The sequence below is a fragment of the Mycobacterium sp. NPDC050853 genome (genome assembly GCF_040653875.1).
Classification (GTDB): Bacteria; Actinomycetota; Actinomycetes; order Mycobacteriales; family Mycobacteriaceae; genus Mycobacterium.
The window spans coordinates 195,211-217,644 of record NZ_JBFAGW010000006.1; the positions used below are offsets into that span (position 1 = coordinate 195,211).

At 63.1% G+C, this 22,434-nt stretch carries 24 protein-coding genes, 4 tRNA genes and 1 pseudogene; 14 read left to right on the forward strand and 15 right to left on the reverse strand.

All coding sequences use genetic code 11. The features are described 5' to 3' along the window. Positions 1 to 56 precede the first annotated feature (56 nt). Genes AB0H22_RS19480 through AB0H22_RS19505 form a run of 6 tightly spaced genes read left to right on the forward strand, consistent with a single transcriptional unit; the run spans position 57 to position 4,622 of the window. Positions 57 to 512, forward strand: a complete 456-nt coding sequence (locus AB0H22_RS19480; protein WP_358148260.1) for an OB-fold domain-containing protein — start codon at positions 57 to 59, stop codon at positions 510 to 512. After that, on the forward strand, positions 509 to 985 hold the full coding sequence (locus AB0H22_RS19485; RefSeq protein WP_180751047.1) for an OB-fold domain-containing protein: 477 nt from the start codon (positions 509 to 511) through the stop codon (positions 983 to 985). The genes AB0H22_RS19480 and AB0H22_RS19485 overlap by 4 nt, the downstream gene beginning before the upstream one ends. Continuing rightward, on the forward strand, positions 978 to 2,048 hold the full coding sequence (locus tag AB0H22_RS19490; RefSeq protein ID WP_180751046.1) for a lipid-transfer protein: 1,071 nt from the start codon (positions 978 to 980) through the stop codon (positions 2,046 to 2,048). Before AB0H22_RS19485 ends, AB0H22_RS19490 begins: the two co-directional genes overlap by 8 nt. Beyond that, positions 2,045 to 3,199 carry a thiolase domain-containing protein gene (locus AB0H22_RS19495; protein WP_180751045.1) on the forward strand — a complete coding sequence of 385 codons (1,155 nt, stop codon included), beginning with the start codon at positions 2,045 to 2,047 and terminating at the stop codon, positions 3,197 to 3,199. The genes AB0H22_RS19490 and AB0H22_RS19495 overlap by 4 nt, the downstream gene beginning before the upstream one ends. Further along, complete coding sequence (locus AB0H22_RS19500; protein ID WP_358148264.1) at positions 3,196 to 3,978, forward strand: enoyl-CoA hydratase-related protein; 783 nt, start codon at positions 3,196 to 3,198, stop codon at positions 3,976 to 3,978. Before AB0H22_RS19495 ends, AB0H22_RS19500 begins: the two co-directional genes overlap by 4 nt. After that, positions 3,978 to 4,622 (forward strand): TetR family transcriptional regulator, encoded by a 645-nt coding sequence (locus AB0H22_RS19505; RefSeq protein WP_358148266.1) that lies wholly within the window; start codon positions 3,978 to 3,980, stop codon positions 4,620 to 4,622. The genes AB0H22_RS19500 and AB0H22_RS19505 overlap by 1 nt, the downstream gene beginning before the upstream one ends. Positions 4,623 to 4,632: 10 nt before the next feature. Here the strand turns inward: AB0H22_RS19505 and AB0H22_RS19510 are convergent, their stop codons facing one another. From AB0H22_RS19510 to AB0H22_RS19530, 5 genes are all read right to left on the reverse strand, one after another. Beyond that, complete coding sequence (locus tag AB0H22_RS19510) at positions 4,633 to 5,445, reverse strand: enoyl-CoA hydratase/isomerase family protein (protein ID WP_358148269.1); 813 nt, start codon at positions 5,443 to 5,445, stop codon at positions 4,633 to 4,635. Further along, positions 5,442 to 6,212 (reverse strand): SDR family oxidoreductase, encoded by a 771-nt coding sequence (locus AB0H22_RS19515; protein ID WP_358148271.1) that lies wholly within the window; start codon positions 6,210 to 6,212, stop codon positions 5,442 to 5,444. Before AB0H22_RS19515 ends, AB0H22_RS19510 begins: the two co-directional genes overlap by 4 nt. Positions 6,213 to 6,219: 7 nt before the next feature. Continuing rightward, positions 6,220 to 6,795, reverse strand: coding sequence for a helix-turn-helix domain-containing protein (locus AB0H22_RS19520; RefSeq protein ID WP_358148273.1), 576 nt, complete (start codon positions 6,793 to 6,795; stop codon positions 6,220 to 6,222). 70 nt (positions 6,796 to 6,865) lie between these two features. Continuing rightward, positions 6,866 to 7,303, reverse strand: a complete 438-nt coding sequence (locus AB0H22_RS19525) for an SRPBCC family protein (protein WP_180751039.1) — start codon at positions 7,301 to 7,303, stop codon at positions 6,866 to 6,868. A 28-nt stretch (positions 7,304 to 7,331) separates the two neighbouring features. After that, positions 7,332 to 8,075: an SDR family oxidoreductase gene (locus AB0H22_RS19530; protein ID WP_180751038.1), complete on the reverse strand. Its 744-nt coding sequence runs from the start codon at positions 8,073 to 8,075 to the stop codon at positions 7,332 to 7,334. A 106-nt stretch (positions 8,076 to 8,181) separates the two neighbouring features. On the opposite strand from AB0H22_RS19530, the gene AB0H22_RS19535 reads away from it, so the two are divergent. The 3 genes and pseudogenes from AB0H22_RS19535 (at position 8,182) to AB0H22_RS19545 (ending at position 10,971) form a co-directional block, all read left to right on the forward strand. Next, positions 8,182 to 9,072 (forward strand): alpha/beta hydrolase, encoded by an 891-nt coding sequence (locus AB0H22_RS19535; protein WP_358148275.1) that lies wholly within the window; start codon positions 8,182 to 8,184, stop codon positions 9,070 to 9,072. Between the two features lie 40 nt (positions 9,073 to 9,112). After that, positions 9,113 to 9,338: pseudogene (locus AB0H22_RS19540) on the forward strand (VOC family protein). Between the two features lie 121 nt (positions 9,339 to 9,459). Further along, entirely contained in the window at positions 9,460 to 10,971 is a 1,512-nt protein-coding gene (locus AB0H22_RS19545) for a PPE domain-containing protein (RefSeq protein ID WP_358148278.1), read from the forward strand. 132 nt (positions 10,972 to 11,103) lie between these two features. Here the strand turns inward: AB0H22_RS19545 and AB0H22_RS19550 are convergent, their stop codons facing one another. From AB0H22_RS19550 to AB0H22_RS19580, 7 genes are all read right to left on the reverse strand, one after another. After that, complete coding sequence (locus AB0H22_RS19550; RefSeq protein ID WP_358148281.1) at positions 11,104 to 11,877, reverse strand: DUF695 domain-containing protein; 774 nt, start codon at positions 11,875 to 11,877, stop codon at positions 11,104 to 11,106. Between the two features lie 49 nt (positions 11,878 to 11,926). Then, a complete protein-coding gene (locus tag AB0H22_RS19555; RefSeq protein ID WP_358148283.1) occupies positions 11,927 to 12,901 on the reverse strand; it encodes a hypothetical protein in 975 nt (324 codons plus the stop codon). 24 nt (positions 12,902 to 12,925) lie between these two features. Then, positions 12,926 to 14,845 (reverse strand): GIY-YIG nuclease family protein, encoded by a 1,920-nt coding sequence (locus AB0H22_RS19560; protein WP_358148286.1) that lies wholly within the window; start codon positions 14,843 to 14,845, stop codon positions 12,926 to 12,928. Between the two features lie 542 nt (positions 14,846 to 15,387). Further along, on the reverse strand, positions 15,388 to 15,615 hold the full coding sequence (locus tag AB0H22_RS19565) for a hypothetical protein (RefSeq protein ID WP_358148288.1): 228 nt from the start codon (positions 15,613 to 15,615) through the stop codon (positions 15,388 to 15,390). A 190-nt stretch (positions 15,616 to 15,805) separates the two neighbouring features. Beyond that, positions 15,806 to 15,882 (reverse strand) — tRNA-Phe (locus tag AB0H22_RS19570). Positions 15,883 to 15,928: 46 nt separating this feature from the next. Continuing rightward, a tRNA-Asp gene (locus tag AB0H22_RS19575) sits at positions 15,929 to 16,005 on the reverse strand. Positions 16,006 to 16,034: 29 nt separating this feature from the next. Then, a tRNA-Glu gene (locus AB0H22_RS19580) sits at positions 16,035 to 16,107 on the reverse strand. Between the two features lie 138 nt (positions 16,108 to 16,245). On the opposite strand from AB0H22_RS19580, the gene AB0H22_RS19585 reads away from it, so the two are divergent. Together AB0H22_RS19585 and AB0H22_RS19590 are read left to right on the forward strand one after the other, a co-directional pair. Next, a tRNA-Lys gene (locus tag AB0H22_RS19585) sits at positions 16,246 to 16,321 on the forward strand. A gap of 71 nt (positions 16,322 to 16,392) precedes the next feature. Continuing rightward, positions 16,393 to 17,679 carry an MFS transporter gene (locus AB0H22_RS19590; RefSeq protein WP_358148291.1) on the forward strand — a complete coding sequence of 429 codons (1,287 nt, stop codon included), beginning with the start codon at positions 16,393 to 16,395 and terminating at the stop codon, positions 17,677 to 17,679. 65 nt (positions 17,680 to 17,744) lie between these two features. Here AB0H22_RS19590 and AB0H22_RS19595 read toward each other — a convergent pair whose 3' ends face one another. Then, positions 17,745 to 18,440, reverse strand: a complete 696-nt coding sequence (locus AB0H22_RS19595; protein WP_180751029.1) for an alpha/beta hydrolase — start codon at positions 18,438 to 18,440, stop codon at positions 17,745 to 17,747. Positions 18,441 to 18,551: 111 nt separating this feature from the next. Between AB0H22_RS19595 and AB0H22_RS19600 the strand changes: the two genes are divergently transcribed. Further along, the gene (locus tag AB0H22_RS19600) at positions 18,552 to 19,514 is read left to right on the forward strand and encodes an AraC family transcriptional regulator (protein WP_358148293.1); all 963 of its coding nucleotides are present in this window, start codon (positions 18,552 to 18,554) and stop codon (positions 19,512 to 19,514) included. Positions 19,515 to 19,521: 7 nt separating this feature from the next. Here AB0H22_RS19600 and AB0H22_RS19605 read toward each other — a convergent pair whose 3' ends face one another. Together AB0H22_RS19605 and AB0H22_RS19610 are read right to left on the reverse strand one after the other, a co-directional pair. Beyond that, on the reverse strand, positions 19,522 to 20,424 hold the full coding sequence (locus tag AB0H22_RS19605; RefSeq protein WP_358148296.1) for a DMT family transporter: 903 nt from the start codon (positions 20,422 to 20,424) through the stop codon (positions 19,522 to 19,524). A gap of 51 nt (positions 20,425 to 20,475) precedes the next feature. Continuing rightward, the gene (locus AB0H22_RS19610) at positions 20,476 to 20,940 is read right to left on the reverse strand and encodes a DUF2269 family protein (RefSeq protein WP_358148298.1); all 465 of its coding nucleotides are present in this window, start codon (positions 20,938 to 20,940) and stop codon (positions 20,476 to 20,478) included. A 102-nt stretch (positions 20,941 to 21,042) separates the two neighbouring features. Here AB0H22_RS19610 and AB0H22_RS19615 point away from each other — a divergent pair, with 102 nt between their 5' ends. Together AB0H22_RS19615 and AB0H22_RS19620 are read left to right on the forward strand one after the other, a co-directional pair. After that, positions 21,043 to 21,540, forward strand: a complete 498-nt coding sequence (locus AB0H22_RS19615) for a DUF1772 domain-containing protein (RefSeq protein WP_180751025.1) — start codon at positions 21,043 to 21,045, stop codon at positions 21,538 to 21,540. 40 nt (positions 21,541 to 21,580) lie between these two features. After that, the gene (locus tag AB0H22_RS19620; protein ID WP_358148300.1) at positions 21,581 to 22,429 is read left to right on the forward strand and encodes an SDR family NAD(P)-dependent oxidoreductase; all 849 of its coding nucleotides are present in this window, start codon (positions 21,581 to 21,583) and stop codon (positions 22,427 to 22,429) included. The last annotated feature ends 5 nt before the right edge of the window (positions 22,430 to 22,434 follow it).

Below are 22,434 nucleotides of genomic sequence, written 5' to 3' on the forward strand. Positions count from 1 at the left end.
TGTTACGGTCCTATCTCTCGATTCAATCAACTGATGGAACCCGCTCGGGGAGGCCCGTGATCGACCAAACCGCCGAATCCCTCCGCGCTCCGTACACCATCGAGTTCGGATTCGAACGCACCGTCGGTCCCAAAATCGGCGTCTTCCTCGGCGGCCTTCGTGACGCCCGACTGTTCGGAGTGCGCACCGCCGCTGGCCAGGTACTGTGCCCGGTACTCGAATTCGACCCAGCGGACGCCAGCGCCACCGGCGAACTGGTGGAGCTTGAACCGAAGGGCGTTGTCCTGCAATGGACCTGGGTAGCACGACGGCCGGTCGACGAACTCGACACGGATTTCGCGTGGGCACTCATCCGCATCGACGGAACCGCCAACGCGATGTTCCACGCCGTCGATGTCGCGGGGTTACCCGAGACGATGAGGAACGGGCTGACGGTTACTCCACGCTGGCGCCCCGACCGCGTCGGCGCCATCACCGATATCGTCTGCTTCGAGCCGGTGGGTGAGCGATGACCGCGTTACCCGAACCGGTCACCTCGATCGCCAGTCCATTTCATATGGACTACACGTACGTTGCGGGAACCGGCCGTTCGGTGTTCCTGCGCGGATTAGCACAGCGGCAGCTGCTGGCACGCACATGCCCCGGCTGTGAACGCGCGTATTGTCCTGCACCCCAATTCTGTTCGCGATGCCTGACCGAGCTGGGCGAACCGTACCCGCTCGTGGGAACGGGCACGGTAGAAACCTTCTGCATCGTCAGCTTCCCCTTCCCGGGCCAGGTGTTCACCCCGCCCTACGCGGTGGCACATATCCAGTTGCACGGCTCCGACACCAGGCTCATGCACATGATCGGCGACACCGAACCCGACCAGGTTCACATCGGGATGACGGTCGAGCCGGCCTGGGTGGCCGACGAGGATCTCGGTGCCACCATGCAAAGCATCCGCTACTTTCGCCCGGTATCCAACGAGGCCACCCGTGCGTGACGTAGCCGTGGTTTCATTTGCTCAATCACCTTGTACCGCAGCAAATCTGCGCGACGATATGGCCGAGATCCTGCTCCCGGTTGTCCGCGAGGCCCTGGAGCAGGTCGAGCTGCGCCGCGCGGATATCGACTTCTATACATCAGGCAGCCACGACTTCTTCGAGGGGCGCACCTTCGCGTACATCGAGTCTCTCGACGCCGTCGGCGCCTGGCCGCCGATATCAGAATCTCATGTCGAAATGGACGCCGCCTGGGCATGTTACGAGGCGTGGGCGTGGCTCCAACTAGGCCATGGCGATATCGCGCTCGTGTACGGCATCGGCCGTGGGGCCCTGCCCACAGACCTCGACCAAGTGGCTCCCTCCGCACTGGACCCCTACTACCTAACTCCCCTGCATCCGCACCGGCATGCGATGGCCGGGCTACAGGCGGCGGCGGCCATCGAGGCCGGTATCACCACGGAGTACGAGATGGCCGATGTGGTGAACCAATCGTTGACCGACGCGCTGTCAAATCCCTTTGCTCTCAAGGCGGGCGCTCCGGGAATCGAGACACTGCTGGAGGCGCCGTACATCGCTTCACCACTGCGCGCACACGATGCCGCACCGATCGGTGATGGCGCAGCGGTGCTGATCCTGGCCGCCGGTGACGTGGCGCGTCGCCTAACCCGGCGGCCGGCGTGGATCCGGGCGATCGATCACCGGATGGACACGCACTACCCGGGTTCGCGAGACCTCGCGGTGCTCGATTCGGCACGCATAGCCGGCGAAAAGGCGGCCGCCATGGCCGGTTTCGGAGCCTCAAGTGTGGAAGTGGTTGAACTACACACCGAATACAGCTACGCGGAACCGTTACTCACCAAAACCTTTGGCATCGACAACGCACTCGTCAACCCATCGGGAGGGCCACTGGCCGGCGCTCCCGCCACCGCGACCGGTTTGATCCGCATCGGCGAATCGGCCCGCGCCATTCATCAGGGGCGCGCCACCCGCGCGCTTGCTCACGCCACCAACGGGCCTGCGCTACAGCAGAATTTGGTCTGCCTGATGGATGCAAGCGCATGAGCTCCGGTGTCGCCGTGGTCGGGGTTGGACAGAGCAAGCAAGCCAAGAAGCGCGAGGTGACCATCGCGGCACTGGTCCGCGAGGCGGTGGACGGTGCGCTGGCCGACGCCGAACTGACGTTCGCGGATATCGACGCGATCGTGCTCGCCAAGACCCCCGACCTCTTTGACGGGGTGATGAATCCCGAGCTGTACCTCGCCGATGCGATGGGCGCGCGCGGCCTCCCGGTCACGCGGGTCTTCACCGGCGGCAGCGTGGGAGGCCACGCAGCCATCTATGCCGCCCATCTGGTGCAGGCGGGGCTCGCCGAGCGGGTGCTGGTAGTCGCGTATTCCAAAGAGTCCGAGGGCAATTTCACTTGGGCACTGTCGCGGCCGCTACCGTTCAGCGCCCAGTTGGGCGCCGGTGCGGGTGCGCATTTCGCACCGGTCATCCGCGAGTACATCCGCCGCTCGGGCGCACCGGAGCACATCGGCTGGCAGGTGGCCGTGAACCACCGCCTCAACGCCACTCGAAACCCTTACGCGCATATCCATAAACCCGATATCACCGTCGAGGAGGTACGCAACTCCCCGATGCTCTGGGACCCCATCCGATTTCTGGAATCCTGTCCGTCATCCGATGGCTCGTGTGCCGTCGTAGTGTCCTCCGAGCTGTACGCGACACACGCCGCCAGTCCACCCGCCTGGATTCATGGAACCGGATGGCGTACCGAAACCGGACATTTCGCGGGACGCGATGAAGTGAATCCACGCGCCGGACAGGAGTGCGCCGCCGATGCGTATCGCGAGGCCGGGATCACCGACCCCACCACCGAGGTCGACGTCTCCGAGCTCTACATTCCGTACAGCTGGTATGAGCCCATGTGGATGGAGAACATCGGGCTGGCACCGGAGAAATCTGGTTGGCGCGCAGTCGACGAGGGCCACACCGCATTCGGGGGCAGGCATCCGATCAACCCGTCCGGTGGTGTGCTCTCCGGTAACCCCACCGGCGCGACGGGGTTGCTCCGGTTCGCCGAGGCGGCGTTGCAGGTACGTGGGTTGGCCGGGGAACATCAGGTGGACGGCGCCAGACGCGCGATCGGCCACGCCATGGGTGGCGCATCGCAGTTTCACGCCCTGTGGGTGGTGGGAAGCGAGAAGCCATGACGGAAGTGCGAGAACTTCTCGTCGAGCGTGACGGTCCGATCGTCACCTTGACCATGAACCGTCCGCATCGGCGAAATGCACTGTCCACCAGCATGGTCGGGCAGTTCGCCGATGCCTGGGACGAGATCGACGGCGATGACGCCATTCGGGTCGCTATCCTCACGGGCGCCGGTGCCGCCTATTGCGTGGGTGGCGATCTGAGTGATGGCTGGATGGTCCGCGACGACTCGGCGCCGCTCGATCCCGTCGCCATCGGCAAGGGCCTGCTGCTCACCCATAGCCTGACCAAACCGCTCATCGCGGCGGTCAACGGCGCGTGCCTCGGAGGCGGCTGTGAGATGTTGCAGCAGACCGATATTCGAGTTGCCGACGAGAACGCAACATTTGGCCTTCCGGAGGTACAGCGCGGACTGGTACCCGGCGCCGGGTCCATGGTCCGACTCAAGCGGCAGATTCCCTACACCAAGGCCGTCGAGATGATTCTCACCGGAGAGCCGCTGACCGCCCAGGAGGCCTACCATTTCGGTCTCGTGGGACACGTGGTGCCGGCAGGCACCGCGTTGGACAAGGCCCGCAGCATCGCCGAACGCGTGGTCCGCAACGGTCCGCTAGCCGTACGCAACGCCAAGGAGGCGATCGTGCGCAGCGGTTGGATCGCCGAGGACGACGCCCGCGCCATCGAGGCACGGCTTACCCGACAGGTAATCACCTCGGTGGATGCCCGCGAGGGGTTGACCGCTTTCCGCGAGAAACGAGAGGCACGGTTCACCGGGCAATAATGACCAACACATCGATCGAGCCATCCAGGGCCACACACGATTCCACCGACCAGAGGTTGCTCAGCGCCGCCGAGCAGCTCTTCGCCGAACGCGGCGTGGACGCGGTATCGCTACGCGCCATCATGGGGGCAGCCGGCACCAATGTGGCGTCCGTGCACTATCACTTCGGATCCAAGGAGCGTCTCATCGAGGCGCTCCTGGACAAGTACCTACACCAGATCGAGACGCGCCGGTTCGCGTTACTCGATACCGCGGAGGACGCCGGGACCCTGCGCTCCATAGCTGAGGCAATCGTCATGCCGCTCGCCGAGATCGGCGAAGATGGCGGCACCGCATGGCTTTCCACACTCGGGAAGCTCCTCATCAGTGGACATCCCGCGCTCATCGCAATGGGAGCGAGTTTCCAGCCACAGGCCGCGCGGCTACAGGAGCTCATCTTGCGGCTGCGCCCGCAGGCACAGCTGCCTGCGATCCGGTTCGGGGTCACCCACGCGGTCACGCTGACCTGTGTGGTGCTCGGAGATACCGCACATACGAATCGTCTGATGTCTTTGAGTGGAACCTATCTGGACGAGGGGCAGATGCGCGCACAGCTCATCGACATGGTGACGGCGATCCTGGCCGGACCGCCCAATGCGGGCTAACTGCACCCGCCTACTTGGTCCCCTCCCGGAACGCGTCAAAGGACCGGCGTAGTTCCCCGGTGGCGGTGCACATCACCTGGGTTCTGTTCTCCAGGTCGAGTGCGTGACGCAGGCTCGGCGCGTCGACCGTCTGCCACATAGTCTCCTTGGTCATCCATACCGCCAAGGGGGAATGCGCGGCGATCTCTCCCGCCTTCGCCAGTGCCGCATCGAGTAGGTCATCGGCAGGGACCACATCGAAGACCAAGCCGATTCGTTGGGCCTCTTGCGCGTCGAACACCCGGCCTGTCAACATCAGCTCGGCAGCGCGGGCCGCACCCACCAGACGCGGCAGATGATAGCTGGTGCCCATATCGCAGTTGGACACCCCATGGCGAATGAACACGGCGCCGAAAGATGCTTCCGGACAAGCGAACCGGATGTCGCAAGCGAGCGTCAACGCGAAACCGCCACCGACCGCGTGCCCGTTTACGGCAGCGATCACCGGCTGACGCATCCGGTGAATCCGTTCGAACAGTGAGGCCATCAGCTCCTGGGCAGCGAGCGTGCGCACCACCTCAGAATCAGCGGCGCCGAGCAACGCGGCAGTTGAAGTGACATCGGTATTGGTGAAATCGCTCGGCAGCGACTTCAGATCGGCACCAGCACAAAAGGATGCGCCGACCGCGGTGAGGACGACCACGCGGACCGCGGGGTCGCCATCGGCCTTCTGGACCACGGAGTGTAGCTCGGCCACCGTCTGCGGATCGAGCGCATTGCGACGCTCTGGACGATCAATGGTGACGACCAGGATTCCGTTGTCTCGATGCTCGGTACGGATCATCGGGCCACCAACCCACCGTCGGCGATGATGGTCTGGCCGGTGATGTAACTACCCGCTTCGGATGTCAAAAGCAGTGCGGTGCCCACCATTTCGTCTGGGAGTCCGAGCCGTTTGAGGTGATTGGCGTTGGCCATTCGTTCCACTTCGGCGGGCGCGGTCTTGCGCACCATGTCGGTATCGATGGCGCCGGGGGCGAGAGCGTTCACACGCACACCCCGCGGGGCGAGCTCGGCCGCCGCCGACCGGGTATACGAGACGAGGGCAGCCTTGGCGGCCGAGTACATGGAGACACCCTGCCCAAACATGAAGGCGCCCACCGACACCACGTTGAGCACCGCTGCATGCCTGCTGGCCACCAGATGCGGGAGTGCGGCCTGCACGAGGAACACCGGTCCACGCAGATTCACGCCGAACGACTTATCCCACCCGTCGACCGTGAAGGCACCGACCGGCTCGGTGAGGGCATTGGCGGCGTTGTTCACCACGATGTCGATACCGCCGAACTCCGCGACGGTGGCCTGTACCAAGTGCTCCAGGGACTCGATATCGCCGGTGTGTGTGGGGACACCCAGCGCCCGTCCACCCAGCGCGCGCAGATGCGCGACCGTCTCGTCGCATGCTTCCGATTTACGGCTTGCCACAACGACATTAGCGCCCGCGCAGATGTATCCCTCGGCAATCGAGCGTCCGATCCCGCGGGTTCCTCCAGTCACGATGGCGGTGCGCCCGGTGAGGTTGAACAGGGTTGCGAATGTTTCTCGGTTCATGCTTCTCCTAACAACGGATGGCGGCGTGGATCACGCCAAGAATCTGTTCGACGAGCGCATCGTCGGCCGTACCACGAAGGACGCCGTGGTAAACCGCCATGCCCACGATGGCGTCGAAAAGTGCGTCGGGCCCAGGCTGGGCGGCGCACCGCCCGGCGGTGACGGCCTCGGCGTGTGCCTCCCGGAATTCCTCACGCAGCGGTGTTTCGCTGCGCTCCACAAGGCCCGTGTACTGACCTGGTTCTCGGTAGTACTCGACCAAGAGTCCCGGCATCGCCGCACGGGTGGCCGGATCTGCGAAGTACTCGACCACGGCGCGCACCAAAATGGGTAGATATTCATGGAATTCGGCGCGATCGGCCAAGGCCGCAGGCCAGGGACGGTCGGCGATCGCACTCTCCACCATGTCGGCCTGGGTGGGCCAGCGCCGATAGATTGTGGGTGCACCAATTCCGGCGGCCCGCGCCACCGCAGGGATGGTTGTGCCTTGATAGCCCTCGGCGGCGAGCATCTGGCGCACCGTCTCGCGCACCGCGTCGTCCTTATCGGGATCGCGGGGGCGTCCGCCCTGGCGTTTATCCACTATCCGACCGTCCCACTAGTTTCGATATTTGAAATAACGATACTAGGGTGACGCACCGGAAAGAAAGGCCCTACCGATAGGTGGCGAGAACCTGCTTGCGGAGCCCATCGGTCGCGGTTTCCATAGCGCCCTTGATGGCCCGCTTCAGCAGGAAGCCGGGAAGCGGGATCAGCGGGTCGACACTCAGCTCGAACGTCACGTGCGTCTTGTCACCCTTGGGTGTGAACGTGTACTTGCCGTCCTGCCGGCGCTGCTGACTGGCCTTCACCAGCGTCCAGCTGACGGTATGGGGTCCCCACGTATAGGCGACGGTTTGTTCGTCGGTGATACCCGCCGTCTTCACCTTCATCTTCACCTCGTGGGGACGGCCATCCGCCCCGGTCGAGAGAACTTCCGAACTCTGGTGTGCCGAGGACCATTTCGGCAGCACCTCGAAATCGGCGATGACATCCATGATCTGCTCGGGCGTCGCTTCGATGACGATTTCCCGGGTATCGCTAGTGGCCATGGATCCGACCCTAGCGACCGAACACCTACTAGACGGTGAAGCCCCCGTCGATGTTGATCGCGGCGCCGGTGATGTACCACGCTTCGTCGGAGGCCAGGTAGCTCACCAGACTCGCGATATCGCGCGGCTGGCCGTAGCGTCCGACAGCGATGTCGGGGCGCAGTACCTCGGCCAGCGCACCGTCCTCGGGGTTCATATCGGTGGCCACCGGACCGGGCTGAACTGTGTTGATGGTGATCCCGCGAGGCCCGAGCTCGCGCGCCAACCCACGGGTGAGACCGGCGACGGCGGCCTTCGACATCGCATACAGCGACATATCCGGCGTAGGTGAACGGTCACCGCCGATACTTCCGATGCTGATGATCCTGCCGCCCTCGTGCAGGTGCGGGGAAGCGGCCTTGATGGCGGCAAATACGGCGCGCACGTTGACCGCGACAATGCCGTCGAAATCTTCGAGGGTGGCGGTCTCGAGATCACCAAATGTGGCAATCCCGGCATTGTTGACCAGGATATCTAGTCCCCCAAGGTATTCGACCGCCTCGTCGATGGCTCCAGCCACTTGGCCCGGCTCGGACACGTCGACCTGGATGGCTTTTGCGCGACGGCCCACCTCCTCGACGTCGGCGACCACATCAGCCGCCTGCTGAGACGAGCTGGAAAAGGTGAGGACCACATCGGCGCCGTCGGTAGCGAGCCTGCGCACTATGCCCGCGCCGATTCCGCGCGCTCCACCGGTGACGAATGCGCGGCACCCCTTGAGTGGTTGAGTCATGTCGATCCTTCCGTCGGTACGCAGGAATCAAGCGGGCGAGGGGTCTTAAACATTCCCAACTCCGGAATCGCCCACGGCGCGCCGCTGGTCCCGGCATACTCGCTATGTGTCGTCCCCTGACATTCATCCGGATCTCCGCCTGGCCGCCAAGGTATTTCCGCAACAGGTCGGCCTTCCTAGAAACCTCTCCAGGCTGCGTGCCCTTATCCGCGTCTCCGGCCTCCTCCCCGTGCCGGGGGTGCGGACCATGGCGGTGAACGACGATGTGAACGTTCGCGTGCACGTGCCCAAAAATCTCATCGAGCCGTCCCCGGCCCTGTTGTGGATTCACGGCGGCGGCTATGTGATGGGCGCAGCGCGGCAGGACGACTCCTTCTGCCGCAAGGTGATGCGAGAGACCGGATTCCCGGTCGTGTCCGTCGACTACCGGCTGGCGCCCGAATATCCCTACCCCGCACCCCTCGAAGACTGCTATGCGGCGCTGCGCTGGTTGTCCGTGCAGGGGTGGATCGATCCGACGCGAATCGCCATCGGCGGTGCCAGTGCGGGCGGTGGACTGACGGCGTCGCTCGCCTTCCTGGCACGTGACCGCGGTGAGGTGGCTCCGGCGTCGCAGCTGTTGGTCTATCCGATGATCGATGACCGCACGACGGCTCGCACCGACATCGATCAGACCAATCTTCGGTTGTGGAGCACCGAGAGCAACCGATTCGGCTGGGATTCCTATCTCGACGGCGCGGACCGCGATATCGCCGTGCCAGGTCGTCGGACGGATCTGGCGGGACTGGCACCGGCATGGTTGGGCATCGGGACGGCGGATCTGTTCCACGACGAGGACCTCGCGTATGCCTGCCGCCTGCAGGCGGCAGGCGTGCCATGCGAGCTGGAGGTGGTACCGGGCGCCTTCCACGGTTTCGACAGGCTCGTGCCGTGGGCAGGAGTGTCGAAGGACTTTGTGGCCAAGGCCTGCCGGAACCTGCAGGACGCGCTGGTCTGATCGCGTCCCGGGCAGTCCCCGCAGAAAGCAGGTTTAGTTCATGGCATGCCGCATCAGCGAGCTCGTGCTTGAGTGTCGTGCGCCTGAGATGTTGGCCCGACGTCAACGCCACCGCCCGCGATCAGGACGCCGAGCTCGAACGGCTTCTGAAGCTCGGCGCGCGCACGGCAGACGTCGGCCAGACGGGGCACGAGCAGTGGCACGTCCTGGCCGACCCCGAAGGCAATGAGTTCTGCCTGCTCAAGGCCCGCCTGAACCCACTCTGAGATTCGAATGGCGGCGCCTGTTCGGAGTCGGTGAATCTCAACCTCCCCTACGACCTCGTCCCGGGCGCCGATCCTGTGTGCGAGGTACTGAAAACCTGTGAGATCCCTGCCGCTAATGTAAATGAAGATCGTTTTCATTATCATTAACGGAGGGTGCAGCGTGGCAATTCCGGTGTGGATGGCGTCGCCGCCAGAGGTGCATTCAGCGTTACTCAGCGGCGGCCCGGGCCCAGGGCCTCTACTTGCGGCCGCCGCTGAATGGTCGTCGTTGGGCGCAAACTACACCGCGGCCGCCGATGAGCTCCGCGCGATCTTGGCTGCGACACATGCGGGAGCATGGCAGGGCCCCAGCGCGGAAACATATGTGGCCGCACACGTCCCATACCTGGCATGGCTGACTCGGGTTGGCATCGAAAGCAATGCCAGGGCGGTTCAACACGAGATTTCGGCCAGCGCCTATGGCGCTGCATTGGCGATGATGCCCACTCTCGCTGAATTGGCCGCCAACCACGCCACCCACGCGGCACTGGTGGCCACAAACTTCTTCGGGATCAATACCATTCCCATCGTCGCCATCGAGGCCGATTACATCCGCATGTGGGTGCAAGCGGCCACCACGATGGCGAGCTACCAAGGCGCCTCCGAGGTGGCGATGTCGTCCACACCACACTCGACACCGGCACCGTCGATCTTGAACGGTCATGACGACGATCACGACCATGAACACGGTCACGACGACGGCCACGGTCACGGTGACCTAGACCCCACCGACCCGGAGTGGTGGCTGGATGTCGCCGGTGAGATGGGTGAGCATTTCAAGCTGCTGCTGAACAACCTGCTGACGGATCCGGCCGCGCTGTTGACCAATCTGCCGATGGTGCTGGCCGATGTGACCTTTCATGCCGCCCAGTTGGCTTCGACAATCGGCCAGTTCGCCCCGGCGCTGATCCAGCCCGCCTTGGCGCTGGCGGTCGCCAACCTGGGATGGGCGGCCGGATTCGCAGGGCTGGCCGGTGTCCAGCCTTCCCCCGAAGCTCTTGCCGCGGAACCAAGTCCCGCCGAGCAGGCCCCCACGGTGGCGCCCCCCGGGACGGCCCCGACTACCAGCCCATCCTCAGCACCGGCTCCCGCGCCGGCTTCGGGTAACGCCCCTGCGCCCACTGCCCCCAGTCCTGCGCCATCACCCTCCCCTCCACCACCCGTCGGCGACCCGGGCTTCTCATTCCCCTATGCCGTCGGTGGCGGGCCACGTATCGGTGCGGGATCGGTGATCGGAAGCCATGCGCGCACACGGGCGAGTTCAGCCGCGCGGACGTCGGCATCAGAGCAGGCCGCTACGGCCGCGACGGCTGCGGCACGGCAGACACGCCGCCGTCGCGATCGCGCCAAGCAGAAGGATCACGCCTTCGAATACATGGACTTGGATGCCACCCCTGCGTCGGATTCTGGCGCAGGTTCCGACTCCACCTCGGCATCACACCGGGGTGCCGGACCCATGGGTCTCACCGGAACATCGTCCAGAACGGCCACGACGGCAACAGGATTGACGACGCTGGGCCGCGACGAGTTCAGCAATGGAGCTCGGGCGCCGATGATTCCGAATACCTGGAATCCCGATCGCGCCGACGATTAGGTCGGGCAAGGCGACGTAGATGTGGGCCAGGCTCCGTGCCCTATCCCTCGCTTGTTCGTCGAGATCACGCTCAGCCCTGTTCCGGTGTAAATCGCCGAATTCGACTTCGCCGCCGAGACAAGACCATCCGAACTATTCCAGAGTGGAATCAGCTTCGACGCGGGATGCTATGGAGGTGCCCCAGCCGTCGTAATTGATTCTCTGCTGCTGTGCTAGTTCTCGATGTAGCCGAGTTTCGTCGTACAGCTCATCAAGCGTCATGTGCTTATGCGCTTCAAGGCACATTCTGCCCGGTTCTCTATCATCCGTACTCATGTCGTCGGCGCTGTATTGACGTTGACGAAGCACTTGCACGGTCTCGGTGAGCTGGTCCAGCGTTCCGTAGAAAAAGAAGTCGATGACTCGGCTTTCCGAAGGGTTGACGCCACTCTTAACTATGTGGTCGACGGTCTGACGATCCTCCAGGTACTCCAGTGTCTCTGTCGTCGGCCTAACGTACTCGTCATAAAAACTCCAGTCGGGCAATTCAAAAACGTCAATAACATAGGTGTCATGCTCGGATAACCATTGACCTACAGGTGGACCAAATTCTTCCCAGGTAGCGACGCCAAAGATAAGTTCGCGGACCCCAGAGTGCGTGACGCGCGCAACGAGGCGACACACCGCGCCATCCTGTGCTAAACGACTGACCAGGGCGTCCTGCATGTCGTACAGCACTTCAGCCTCAGGCTCAACCGGCTCCCCGCTCGGGCCCAGGTTCTTGATATCTATTTTAATCAAAGCGCAATATGGTAAATCATCTGAAAGATCGTATTTGGCAGCCTCGAAATCGAAGGCAATCACCTCACATGAATTCTCATCGCTCCGCGTATAGATATCCCACGATCCGTACAGAATTTGACTCATCGTTTATCAAACACTTTCAGGTGGCATCCTTCGCGGCCGAGGATGAAAGTTACTTGGCTGCCGCCAGTGTGCGAATGTACTCGGTTTGAGCTTCCTCGACTCCGGGTTTGCGGTTAGTGATGCGGGCGGTTTCCTCGTCTAATTTTTTGTTTCTCCCGAAGGCGTGCAGGTATTCCAGTGCGGGGTGATTGTTGAGGATGGCGTAATCGTCGGGTTTCAGATCGGGATGAAGGTCGCCCACGATGAGATAGGTGAGTTCCGGGGCGGTGAGCAGCGGCGAAATACAGCGCAGATTCTTCAAGCTAGACAGGGTCATGCTACGCAGATTGTGTGCGGTGGATAGATCCGGCAGTTCAGTGATGGTTGACGTGGATTCAATGTCAAGATGCCTGAGTTGCGCGCAGTGTGCTATCGGGGTTATGTCCTGGACTTTGGTCTGATAGATCGATAGGGAACGCAACTCTGGCAGGGTGGTGATGGAGGACAGGTCGCTACAGCGACCCATATTGACCCCCAAGTGATGCAATTTGGGCAGCCCGCGCAGAAAATCCAGATTTTCGAATTTATCGGATATCAAGCTCAGGGTGCGTAACTGCATGCAGGCTGCCACGACGTCAAGATCTGGGCTTTTGGTGTCAAGGCGTTCTAGCACTAGTCGGGTGAGATTTGGGAAGTTTTCGAGGATTTTTAGGGAGAATCGTTTTTTGGTGGGCGGGAATTCGAGTGTTTCCAGCTGGGTGAGGTGTCGCATTCCATCGATGGATTCCAGGGTGTGAGATGAGCCCGCTGCATCCAAGGTTTTGAGCCACGGAAAATTCTTCAGGAAATCGAGATCTATCAAATCGAAACATAAAATACTTAGCCCTATGTCGGGGTGGGGCCGCATTATCTGTACGACGCGCTGCATCTGTTGGTCGTCGAGTTTGGTCCAGAGCAGGACCTTTTTCTCGTGCGGTTGTAGCGGCGCGAACATATCCTCGGTCAGCGGTTCCCGGATGGGCCGGGTAGGTATCTGGCCTGTCACATCAATTGCACCCTCTCTCGGGCATTAGTGGCCGTGTGTGCGTGAGCGTTTGGCGCGGTTGCCCTTGCCCTTGCCGTTGCCCTTGTTGTTCTTACTGCCGCTGGACTTGGAGGGCGAACCGCCGCCACTGCCGTCATGGTGGGTGGTGCTCCCGGTGCTGCTGCTGGGCTTGTTCCCGGCAGCACTGTTCCCGTTCTGGTGAGCCCCGTCAACAGCCCTGGAGCGCTGGCCATTGGTGACGGACTGGGCATGGGTAGCCTGGGTGCCGCGCTGCTGCGCCGGGGAAGCCACCCGAGGCTGTCCGTTATCCTGACGCCACTTATCGGCGGCGGCTTGCGTCTTCTTGTCCCTCGCACTGCCGGGCGCGACCCCATTGATCCTGTTGCGCCCCGGATGATCCGGGTTTGCCTTGGGGTCGCGGTTGAGGGAGCCACCGTCCCTGATTGTTTGTTGTTCCAGGCCACTTCGGACGTCAGGGTCATTACTGCGATAGCGCACCTCCACCGTGTCACCAGGCTTGATCTTCTGCTTGTCAGGTCTAGTTTCCCGTAGATGCTGATTGATACGGACCTCGGCGTCCTTTCCCTTGCCCGAGTAAACCTGCTGGCCCTTTGGGTTCGTGACAACGTAGACGCCGCCCTTGGGTTCACCGGGTGCGGGTTTAGGCGCCTTAGGCAGCTCCAGGGCAGTCGGGGGTGCGTTGGGGGCCTTGGGCGTTTCGACCGGGTTGACAGTGGGCGTTTTACCCGTCGCGGCGACCTCGTCGGCGAGTTGAGGTTTGGGGGTGGGCACGACAGCCTTGGCGGCGTCGTCAGCCTTGGCGGTCAGTTTCGGGGCGAGTTTTTCCACGCCCTCTTTGGCGAGGGAAGCGGCTTCCTTCAAGCCTCTACCGGTGATACCGCCGGGGCCGATGTAGGTGGCGGCCTCGGTCACCATGCCTGCGGCCTGGAGCCATTTGTTGTCGGGATTGGCTTCGGCGGCTTTGTTGACCAACCCGGAGACGCCGCTGGTGATCAGCCCGGCGCCGAAACCAGTACCGACTCCGGTGGCCACCAGCGCTGTGCCGCCGACGATTTGGGCGAATTCCAGTGGGTTCTCTTTGACATAGTTGGCGCCGGTCTTGATTCCCGACCAGGCTTGGGAGGCCAGCTGCGCGTTGGCGGCTGCGAAGGTTTTGACGGCGGGGGCGGCGACCTCGACGGCCTTGTTCACCAACTGCTCGCCCGCATTGGCCACCGCTGAGACCGCGTTTTTGGCGGCGGTGATCGGGTTGGGGATGTCGATACCGAACGGGTCGGCATACACCGGCCAGGCCGTCGTCTCGTCCGGGGAGATCACCTGTGAGAGCAGGTACAGGTTGGGTTGTAGCTGTTGGGTGATGTACGCCGAAGCGACCAGCGCGCCCCGGCTGTCGCGGACCTCCGAGGGCGCGAACAACAACAGCGTCTCCGCCTGAGGGCTGGCGTTGTTGACCGAAAGAAAACCATTGGTGTGCGCGAGCATCACCGTGTCGGCGGGGGTGCGCACGAACATCGTGACGGTGCGCGTCTTCTCAGGCCCAGAGATGCGGGTGACCATGCGTGAGCCGATTGCGGTGTTCTCGGCCAGCACGTCGTACCCGGCACCAGCATCGGGGTACACCACCTGCCCGGCAGCGGTGACTTGACCCGAAGCAAGACCACCTGGTGGCACCAGCTGAACAGTGCGTCCATCGGCGGTCGGCAGATCCCAGCCTGCCGCCGTATCCATCGGGATGCCCGCGGCGCGCTGCGCCGAAGGCAACACCGCACCCCCAGCCAACTCCGGGCCGAGCTCCGAGGCTCCGAACGCCTTCGCTGCCCCTAGCCCGAACTGCTCAGCCGCCGACACCACCGGAAGCGCCGCCGAAGGCTGCACCATCGACAACGGCACTGCCACCGCCGCCAGCACCGCCAGCGCCTTCACGACCGATGGCAACCTTTTGGAGCGGGCCACCGGCCCCGTCAGAGAACTACCTTTCGGATGACCCTGGGTCCGCGAACGGCGGCACGACCACACACCTATCAGCTTGCCAGCATCACTGGCAGAAGCGCGATTATCGGGACCAATTTCGGACATAGCAAGCAAGGTACACCCAGTAGCCGACAAGTAAAAGACGAGGAAATAGCCAATATTTGATCTTGCGCCTCAGCCGTCCAGGGAATACCAATCCGTTGAAGTAGCGAGTCTCGTAAACTTCGCCCAATAGACGCAGCTCAGAGGAGAGCGACCTCTCCTGCGGCCACCACAGGGAAACCTTCACGTAACCCACAAGCAAACAAATCCAGATGAATAAACTGTCGGCGCGGGTCTGGATCAGACCGCGCTCATCGCCAGTTGGATCCAGCGCTGACCGTCACAGCTCAGCTCAGGTACCGAAGACCGCCGCACATTCGCGCGATCGGTGAGTCCGGACGAACGAAATGAGCCGTCCCCGTATCACTGAAGACTTCGAGGGCCCCGGTCAGTCAGTCGATTGGAACAACTGAGGGGAGATCTGTGACGTCCCCGGCCGTTTGGTCGGCACTGAACGTCTCGCACGCCTCGTATTCGGCCATGCCGAAGGTCTTCTCCACCACAGGCCAAAGGCCGTGGATCGCGATCACCAACGCGCCGTCCTGATTCAGGTATGCCGCGCCGTACCAGCGACTCCCACCGTCGCCGGCGCGGTCCTCGAATACATGCCGCCCGGGCATCGGCTCCCCCTTCTCGCCAGGTGACGAAAGGCGCGCGAAGTAGGGGTAGTCGAAGCGAACCGGAACATGACATGGCCGGTGCCCCCTTCAAGAAGCACCGGAAGAGTCGGGAATCTGACGTGTCATATCTGGCCCATCGGGACCTGTCCCGAGAAAGCAGAAAAGCCCGCTGTCACCAGCGGGCTCTCAATGGTGGCCAGGGCCGGGATCGAACCGGCGACCTTCCGCTTTTCAGGCGGACGCTCGTACCAACTGAGCTACCTGGCCGGACGGCACGTCCACGGGTAAAACCCGCAATACTGCCTCGCCGTACTGGCGACCCTGACGGGACTCGAACCCGCGACCTCCGCCGTGACAGGGCGGCGCGCTAACCAACTGCGCCACAGGGCCTTACTCTGCTCCCAGTATGACTGGTTGCGTACCCCCAACGGGATTCGAACCCGTGCTACCGCCGTGAAAGGGCGGCGTCCTAGGCCACTAGACGATGGGGGCCCAATCCGAATCTCTCCGGGGTACCCACAACGCTGTCGCGTTGGGAGCTCGCCCAGCTTAGGGCACAACCTCCCCAGATCCCAAACCGGATTACCTCGGTGCTTGCCCACCAGCGCAACCAGTATTCTGTCTCGGCACGCCCCTATAGCTCAGTTGGTAGAGCTACGGACTTTTAATCCGCAGGTCCCAGGTTCGAGCCCTGGTGGGGGCACCAGCGTCGCCCGATTGCGATCAGAGGGAGCAGGAGCCTTATCAGGCCCTCGCCCGCCTCATACCGTTCCGAAAATGACGTCGACGGCCGAGGACACCACCCAGACACCAGCGCCCCAATCCCGCCCCGTGACGTTCAGGCAGGCGTTCTTCGTCGCCGTAACGGCGGGACTGGGCTACGGCTTCGACTCGTATGCGGTGAACATCTACGGCCTGGTGCTGCCCGAGATCAAGAAGACCCTGCACATCACCGAGGCCCAAGCCGGATACATCGGATCGATTTTCCTGTTCGGATACACCATCGGCACCATCGGATTCGGCCTCGCCGCCGATCGGTGGGGGCGCAAGACGACACTCGGGGCCTCAATCCTGTTGTACGGCATCACGACTGCACTCGCCGGTCTCACCACGAATATCGCGGCCTTCACGGGGTTGCGATTCCTGACGGGCATCGGCGGCGCCGGCGAACTCGCGGTCGGTGCGCCCTATACGGCCGAGGTGTGGCCTGCCAAGACCCGCGCCATAGGCGTTGGGGGCGTGATCTTCTCGCTCTTCTCGCTGGGCTACGTCCTGGCCGCCGGAGTTGCCCTGGTATTGGTTCCGCGTTTCGGTTGGCAGGCGGCATTTGTCGTCGCGATCATCCCCGCGGTCGTGCTTTTCCTTGTCCGGCAAGGCATCAAAGAATCGCACCGCTACGTAAACACACAGGCCAAAGTCGAACGCGGTGCCGCCAAGCCCAAGCTGTGGCATCTTCCCGGCGTGCGGCGGCGCCTCATCGTCGGCTGGCTCGTCTACACCGCCAACGCGGTCGGCTACTGGGGCATGACGCTCTTCCTGACCACCTACATCGTCAAGAAGTTCCACGCCACCTCGATCGACGCGATCCGCTATGCCCTGGTCTTCTTCCTGCTGCAAGCCGTGTTCGTGTTCATCGGCACCGCGCTGGCTGACTGGATCGGGCGGCGCCCCTCGGCCATTCTCGCCGCCGTCATCGAAATTGCCTCTACCGCACTAGGAGCCACCGCGGACTCTCTTCCGGAGTATCTGGTGTTCGGCGCCATCTCGATCGCAACGCTCGGCTGGCTCTGGGGTGTCGGCGATACGTATGTCGCCGAGCTGTTCCCTACCGTGTTGCGCGGGACCGGCTTCGGTATCGCGGTCGGCGGCGGGCGCGTTGTCTCGATCGCTGCGCCAGCGGTAGTGGGCTGGGCCATAACGCATTACGGAGTTCAGACTCCCTATCTGGCGCTCAGCGGGCTCTGGATCTTGACGATAATCGGGTATCTCCTCGGCCCCGAAACCAAGGGCAAGGAGCTCGAAGATCTTGCCGATGATGCCGTTACCGGAGACTCGGCCACCTAGCCCGCGACGGCCTCGCAAGTGGGGCACCAGCAGCAGCTGCCGATGCCCCACCCGCCTAATGGCTACTAGCCGGCGACTTCCTCAGCCGCCTCGGAAATGAGATCGGCGATGGCAACGGGTTGGGACGCCAGAGAAGCGTGGCTGGCATCCAGCTCGATGATCTTGCGGGGGTTTATCCGCTGCGCCATCCGTCGTTCGTTCTCGGGGTTGATCATGTGGTCTTGTGTGGATACCTGATACCAGGACGGCTTGACCTTCCACGCGGGTGCGGTAATGGCATCACCGAAAGTCGATGCCAGCGGCGCCTTCTGAGTGACGGCCATGACGAGCGCCGCATCTTCGGGCAGATCCTGGGCGAAGCTCTCGCGGAACTTGTCCTGCTTGATCCACAGGTAGCCATCGCTGTCGGGGGCCAGATTGGCCGCCGCGGCCGGGGGCAGCTGCTCGGTCAGCTGACCGGGGCTCTCACCCGCATCGGGGGCGAATGCCGCTACATAGACCAGGCCTACCACGTTCGGGAGGTCGCCGGCCTCGGTGATCACCGCACCGCCGTACGAGTGCCCGACAAGGAGCACAGGCCCGTCGATCTGCTCCACCATCTGCCGCGTGCGGGCAGCGTCATCAGCCAGTGACGTCAACGGGTTCTCGACCGCATAAAGCTCCCCGTAGCCACGCTTATGCAGCTCGACGATCACGTTCCCCCAATGCGCGGCGCCACCCCAGAATCCGTGGACCAGGACGATGGCCGGTTTGCTGGACATATCTGCCTCTCATTCGATGTTGGCCTACCTCAACCCCGGCACGCCCGCCGTGGACGGCACTGTTGACTTACCGGGTCTCCACCAACATATTTGGACTATGGAGCAAGTGGTATGACCGATCATCCTGAATATTTTGCCGATCGGCCAGAATCGCACAGCTGGTTCTCAGACTCGCCAGATATCGACGCGTTCTCCGGCGTCCTATCCGCCATCGGGTTGAGAGGCGAAGCCGTGATGCGTTGCTCTTCCGAGCCGCCGTTCGATATCGCCCTCCCTTCAAGCGATCGCGTACTCCACATCGCAGAGACCCCCGGGCTCCGCGTATATATCGACGGAGATCTCGAGTACACCCTCGGAGCCGGAGACATGGTGCTCCTCGCGCGCGGTACCCCACACCGCCTTGCCAAGGGCGAGCCCAGCTGTGTACGAAGCCTGTCTGCGACGGACGGGCACGTCAGCGTGCGGGACACCCAGACCGCAACCCGTTGGGTCAGTGGGCGGTTCACCGCGGAAAAGACAGCCGCCGACCCGCTGCTGTCGGTCCTGCCGCCGGCCATCGTCGTTCGGACCGATCAGCCCGGCCATGAATGGCTATCGCTGTCTCTTCAGCTCGTACTGGCCGAGGTCGTCACACCCAGCCCTGGCTCATGGGTGATGCTGTCACGGATCCTGGACCTCCTGTTCATCCATGCGCTGCGGGAGTGGTCGACATCCGATCGCGCCGAACCCGGCTGGCTCACCGCGGCCATGGACCCGCGCTTGGCCCCCGTGCTCACCGCGATACACAAAAATCTCGAGCACCCCTGGTCCATCGCAGAGCTCGCCAAGCACGCGCAGCAGTCACGCTCGGCCTTCACACAGCGGTTCACTGCGCTGCTGGGACAGCCGCCCGCCAGTTACATCACCGAGCGACGGCTCGATCGGGCGGCGCATCTCCTGCGCTTCAACACCGAGGCGGTAAGCCAGGTCGGCAGAGCCGTCGGTTACACCTCCGACGCCGCCTTCAGCCGGGCGTTCCAGCGCCGATTCGGCGAGCCTCCATTGCGTTGGCGCATGCGACACCGCCCCAGATGACCTCGTGTCAGCGACTGCCCTTGCGGCTCAGCACAATTCCGGCGATCACAATCGCCCCGCCCAGTGGTTCGTGCCAGCCGATGCGCTCGCCCAACAGCAACGCGCCCAGCAGCACCCCGATTACCGGGGTCAGGTAGGTGACCGAGGACGCTGCGGTGGCGCCCCATCCATTGATGATGCGGGTATTCCAGACATAGGCCAATCCCGTCCCCAGCACCCCAAGTGCCAGCATGCTCAGCACCACCGCGGGAGTCGCGTCCATCCGGTGGTGGTCGGCGAGCGCTACCACGACGGTCATCAGCACCGCCCCCACACCCACCTGGATTCCGGCGACCATCAGCGCGGGTAGGCCCAGCGGCGTGACGTACTTGCGCATATAGACGAAACCGATTCCGTAGCTGAAAGTCGCCCCCAAACAAGCGAACTGAGCGAGCACCGGGCCCCCATGACCGATCAATTGCCAAGGAGCCAGCACCACGCACACACCCAGGAACCCGAGAGCCAATCCGAGCAGCTGCATCCTGCCGGGCCGCTCGGCGCGCAAGGCGGCCAGTGTCACCAGAGTGGTCATCAACGGGGTTGCCGCGTTATAGATACTCGCCAGCCCAGAGTCGATGGTCTGCTCGGCCCACGGATACAGCACGAACGGGATGACGCATAGCGTCAGCGAGACGACGGCGATATGTCCCCACACCTTGGCCTGGCGCGGGAGGGGAACTCGCAGCAGCAGAACCAGGGAAACGAGAGTGAGGGCACCGAAATCAAGGCGTGCGGCCGCTACCTGCAGCGCCGATAACCCTTGCAGACCGATCTTGATGAACAGGAAGCTCGCACCCCACACCAGAGCCAAGGCCGCGAACTGAAGCGGAAACCACCGGCTGCTGGTCGGGGCGATGGTCACGGTGTTCACCCAACGATTCCACAGGACCACCGGCCGTGGGCGCTAGCGGTTTTCCGCCGTCTAGGCTCCGGTGCTGGACCCCGGCCGCACAATCATCAGCACGGTGACGACGGCCCACAGCAAGTTGAAGATGCCCGTAAACATCGCCAGGCGCGAGAACACCCGGGTTTCGAGCGATTCCCCATCACCCAACTTGACCAATACCCGCTGCTGCCGCGGCAGCACCACGAACACCAACACGGCCGCTGCCAGACCCGTGAGCACCAGCGATGCGATCAGCCAGGGACTACCCAACACCCCCATGAGATCGGCGAGCGGTAGGCCGAACATCGGAATCGCGATGCCCACCACCGCGTACACCCGGCAGACCCGATGCAATGTGCGCAGGCTGCCCAACTCTCCACCAACCTCCGGCGCGGTGGCCGCCCGACGTGCAAACGCCGGAAACATACTGGCCGCCACGGCGATTGGACCTACCGCGAGAATCACGGCCAGCACGTGGATAGACAGCAATACCTTGGTCACGCGCAGACCGTATCGGTCCCAGCGCTACGCCGAAAGGCCGCTGCTGGCCATATTTCGACGACTTTTGGCCGTATCGGGCCCCGATCTTGGGAGTATGTGCCGATGGGCCGTCGATTGCTGATGTACTTCACCGTGTTCGGGATCGCGATGTGGTTCTTCGGAAACCTGTACGAGGCCATCGTGATCGGACCGAATATCGCCGGCGACACCAAGGAGCAGCTGAAGGCCTTTCAGCAGTTCACCGAGGTGACAAATCCGGTGTACTACTACATCCCGCTCACCCAGATCGCCGCCATTACCCTGATCGTGTGGTTCGTGCGCACCCCTCGCAGAGCCCCCGAGAAACTCTCACTGTTCCTGGCCTGCCTCGCCGAGATCGCGGCCGTGGTCCTGTCCGTCTACGTCATCGTCAAACTCAATACAACGCTCTTCTTCGGCGCTCTGGGCGAAACCCCCAGTGAGCTACATCAGCTCGCGCTGCAATGGAACATACTCAACCTCGTCCGCGTGGTCCTCACCGCCATCGCCCTACTGTTCGCAATGAGAGCCCTGCGGCTTATCTGGCAGACCTCCGGTCGACACCCGGCCACCACCGTGTGAGACTTCCCCCTGTTCCGGACGTCTCGACGAGGAGATCAGCATGCCCAAGACGATTGTCATCACCGGCGCGAACGCCGGAATCGGCCTGGCCACGGCGCAGCGGCTGGCCACCGATGGGCACACCATCGTCATGGCCTGCCGCAATCAGCAGAAGGCCGAGGCAGCGCGCGATCAAATCCTGGCCGCAACGCCCGGCGCCAAGGTCGACATCATGTCGCTGGATCTGTCCTCTTTCGAGCACATCCACCGTTTCTCCGGTGAGCTGGCCGCACAGCACCCCCAGGTCGACGTGTTGATCAACAATGCCGGCGCCTCACCGATGCGCCAGTCCAGAACCGAGGACGGATTCGAGCTGCAGTGGGGGGCCAACTATCTGGGCCCCTTCCTGCTGACGCACCTGCTGCTTCCGCAGCTGCAGGCCGCGCGAACCGGCGATGCCCGCGTCATACACCTGGCCTCCGTCGCTCACAGCGTAGGCAGGATCAACGAAAAAACCTGGCGCGGAAGGCGTTTCTACTTCACCTTCTCTGCCTATGCGCAGTCGAAGATGGGCAATCTCATGTTCAGCAATGCGCTTGCCCGCCGCCTCCCCGATGGGGTCACCTCGAACGCGCTACACCCCGGCAACGTCAGATCCGACATCTGGCGTGAGATACCGCAGCCCATCCGGCCGCTGGTGATGCTGGCGCTGATCACACCGGAGCGGCCCAGTCAGCTGATCACCGACATGGCGGTGGCCGAGGAGCACCGCGGGCGCAATGGGGACTACCTCTCCGCACAAAAGCCAAGCCCGGTACGGCGCTACACGAGAAACCAAGCGGCGCAAGATGACCTGTATGCCAAGAGCTGCGAGCTCGTCGGTATCGAGCCGCTGCCGGTGCGCGGCTAGCACAC

Excerpts from the sequence above, each read along its gene's own strand:
- AB0H22_RS19485 (WP_180751047.1), top strand. The coding sequence starts at position 509 with ATGACCGCGTTACCCGAACCGGTCACCTCGATCGCCAGTCCATTTCAT.
- AB0H22_RS19495 (WP_180751045.1), top strand. The coding sequence starts at position 2,045 with ATGAGCTCCGGTGTCGCCGTGGTCGGGGTTGGACAGAGCAAGCAAGCC.
- AB0H22_RS19500 (WP_358148264.1), top strand. The coding sequence starts at position 3,196 with ATGACGGAAGTGCGAGAACTTCTCGTCGAGCGTGACGGTCCGATCGTC.
- AB0H22_RS19505 (WP_358148266.1), top strand. The coding sequence starts at position 3,978 with ATGACCAACACATCGATCGAGCCATCCAGGGCCACACACGATTCCACC.
- AB0H22_RS19510 (WP_358148269.1), bottom strand. The coding sequence starts at position 5,445 with ATGATCCGTACCGAGCATCGAGACAACGGAATCCTGGTCGTCACCATT.
- AB0H22_RS19515 (WP_358148271.1), bottom strand. The coding sequence starts at position 6,212 with ATGAACCGAGAAACATTCGCAACCCTGTTCAACCTCACCGGGCGCACC.
- AB0H22_RS19525 (WP_180751039.1), bottom strand. The coding sequence starts at position 7,303 with ATGGCCACTAGCGATACCCGGGAAATCGTCATCGAAGCGACGCCCGAG.
- AB0H22_RS19530 (WP_180751038.1), bottom strand. The coding sequence starts at position 8,075 with ATGACTCAACCACTCAAGGGGTGCCGCGCATTCGTCACCGGTGGAGCG.
- AB0H22_RS19545 (WP_358148278.1), top strand. The coding sequence starts at position 9,460 with ATGAAGATCGTTTTCATTATCATTAACGGAGGGTGCAGCGTGGCAATT.
- AB0H22_RS19550 (WP_358148281.1), bottom strand. The coding sequence starts at position 11,877 with ATGAGTCAAATTCTGTACGGATCGTGGGATATCTATACGCGGAGCGAT.
- AB0H22_RS19565 (WP_358148288.1), bottom strand. The coding sequence starts at position 15,615 with ATGCCCGGGCGGCATGTATTCGAGGACCGCGCCGGCGACGGTGGGAGT.
- AB0H22_RS19590 (WP_358148291.1), top strand. The coding sequence starts at position 16,393 with ATGACGTCGACGGCCGAGGACACCACCCAGACACCAGCGCCCCAATCC.
- AB0H22_RS19595 (WP_180751029.1), bottom strand. The coding sequence starts at position 18,440 with ATGTCCAGCAAACCGGCCATCGTCCTGGTCCACGGATTCTGGGGTGGC.
- AB0H22_RS19600 (WP_358148293.1), top strand. The coding sequence starts at position 18,552 with ATGACCGATCATCCTGAATATTTTGCCGATCGGCCAGAATCGCACAGC.
- AB0H22_RS19615 (WP_180751025.1), top strand. The coding sequence starts at position 21,043 with ATGGGCCGTCGATTGCTGATGTACTTCACCGTGTTCGGGATCGCGATG.
- AB0H22_RS19620 (WP_358148300.1), top strand. The coding sequence starts at position 21,581 with ATGCCCAAGACGATTGTCATCACCGGCGCGAACGCCGGAATCGGCCTG.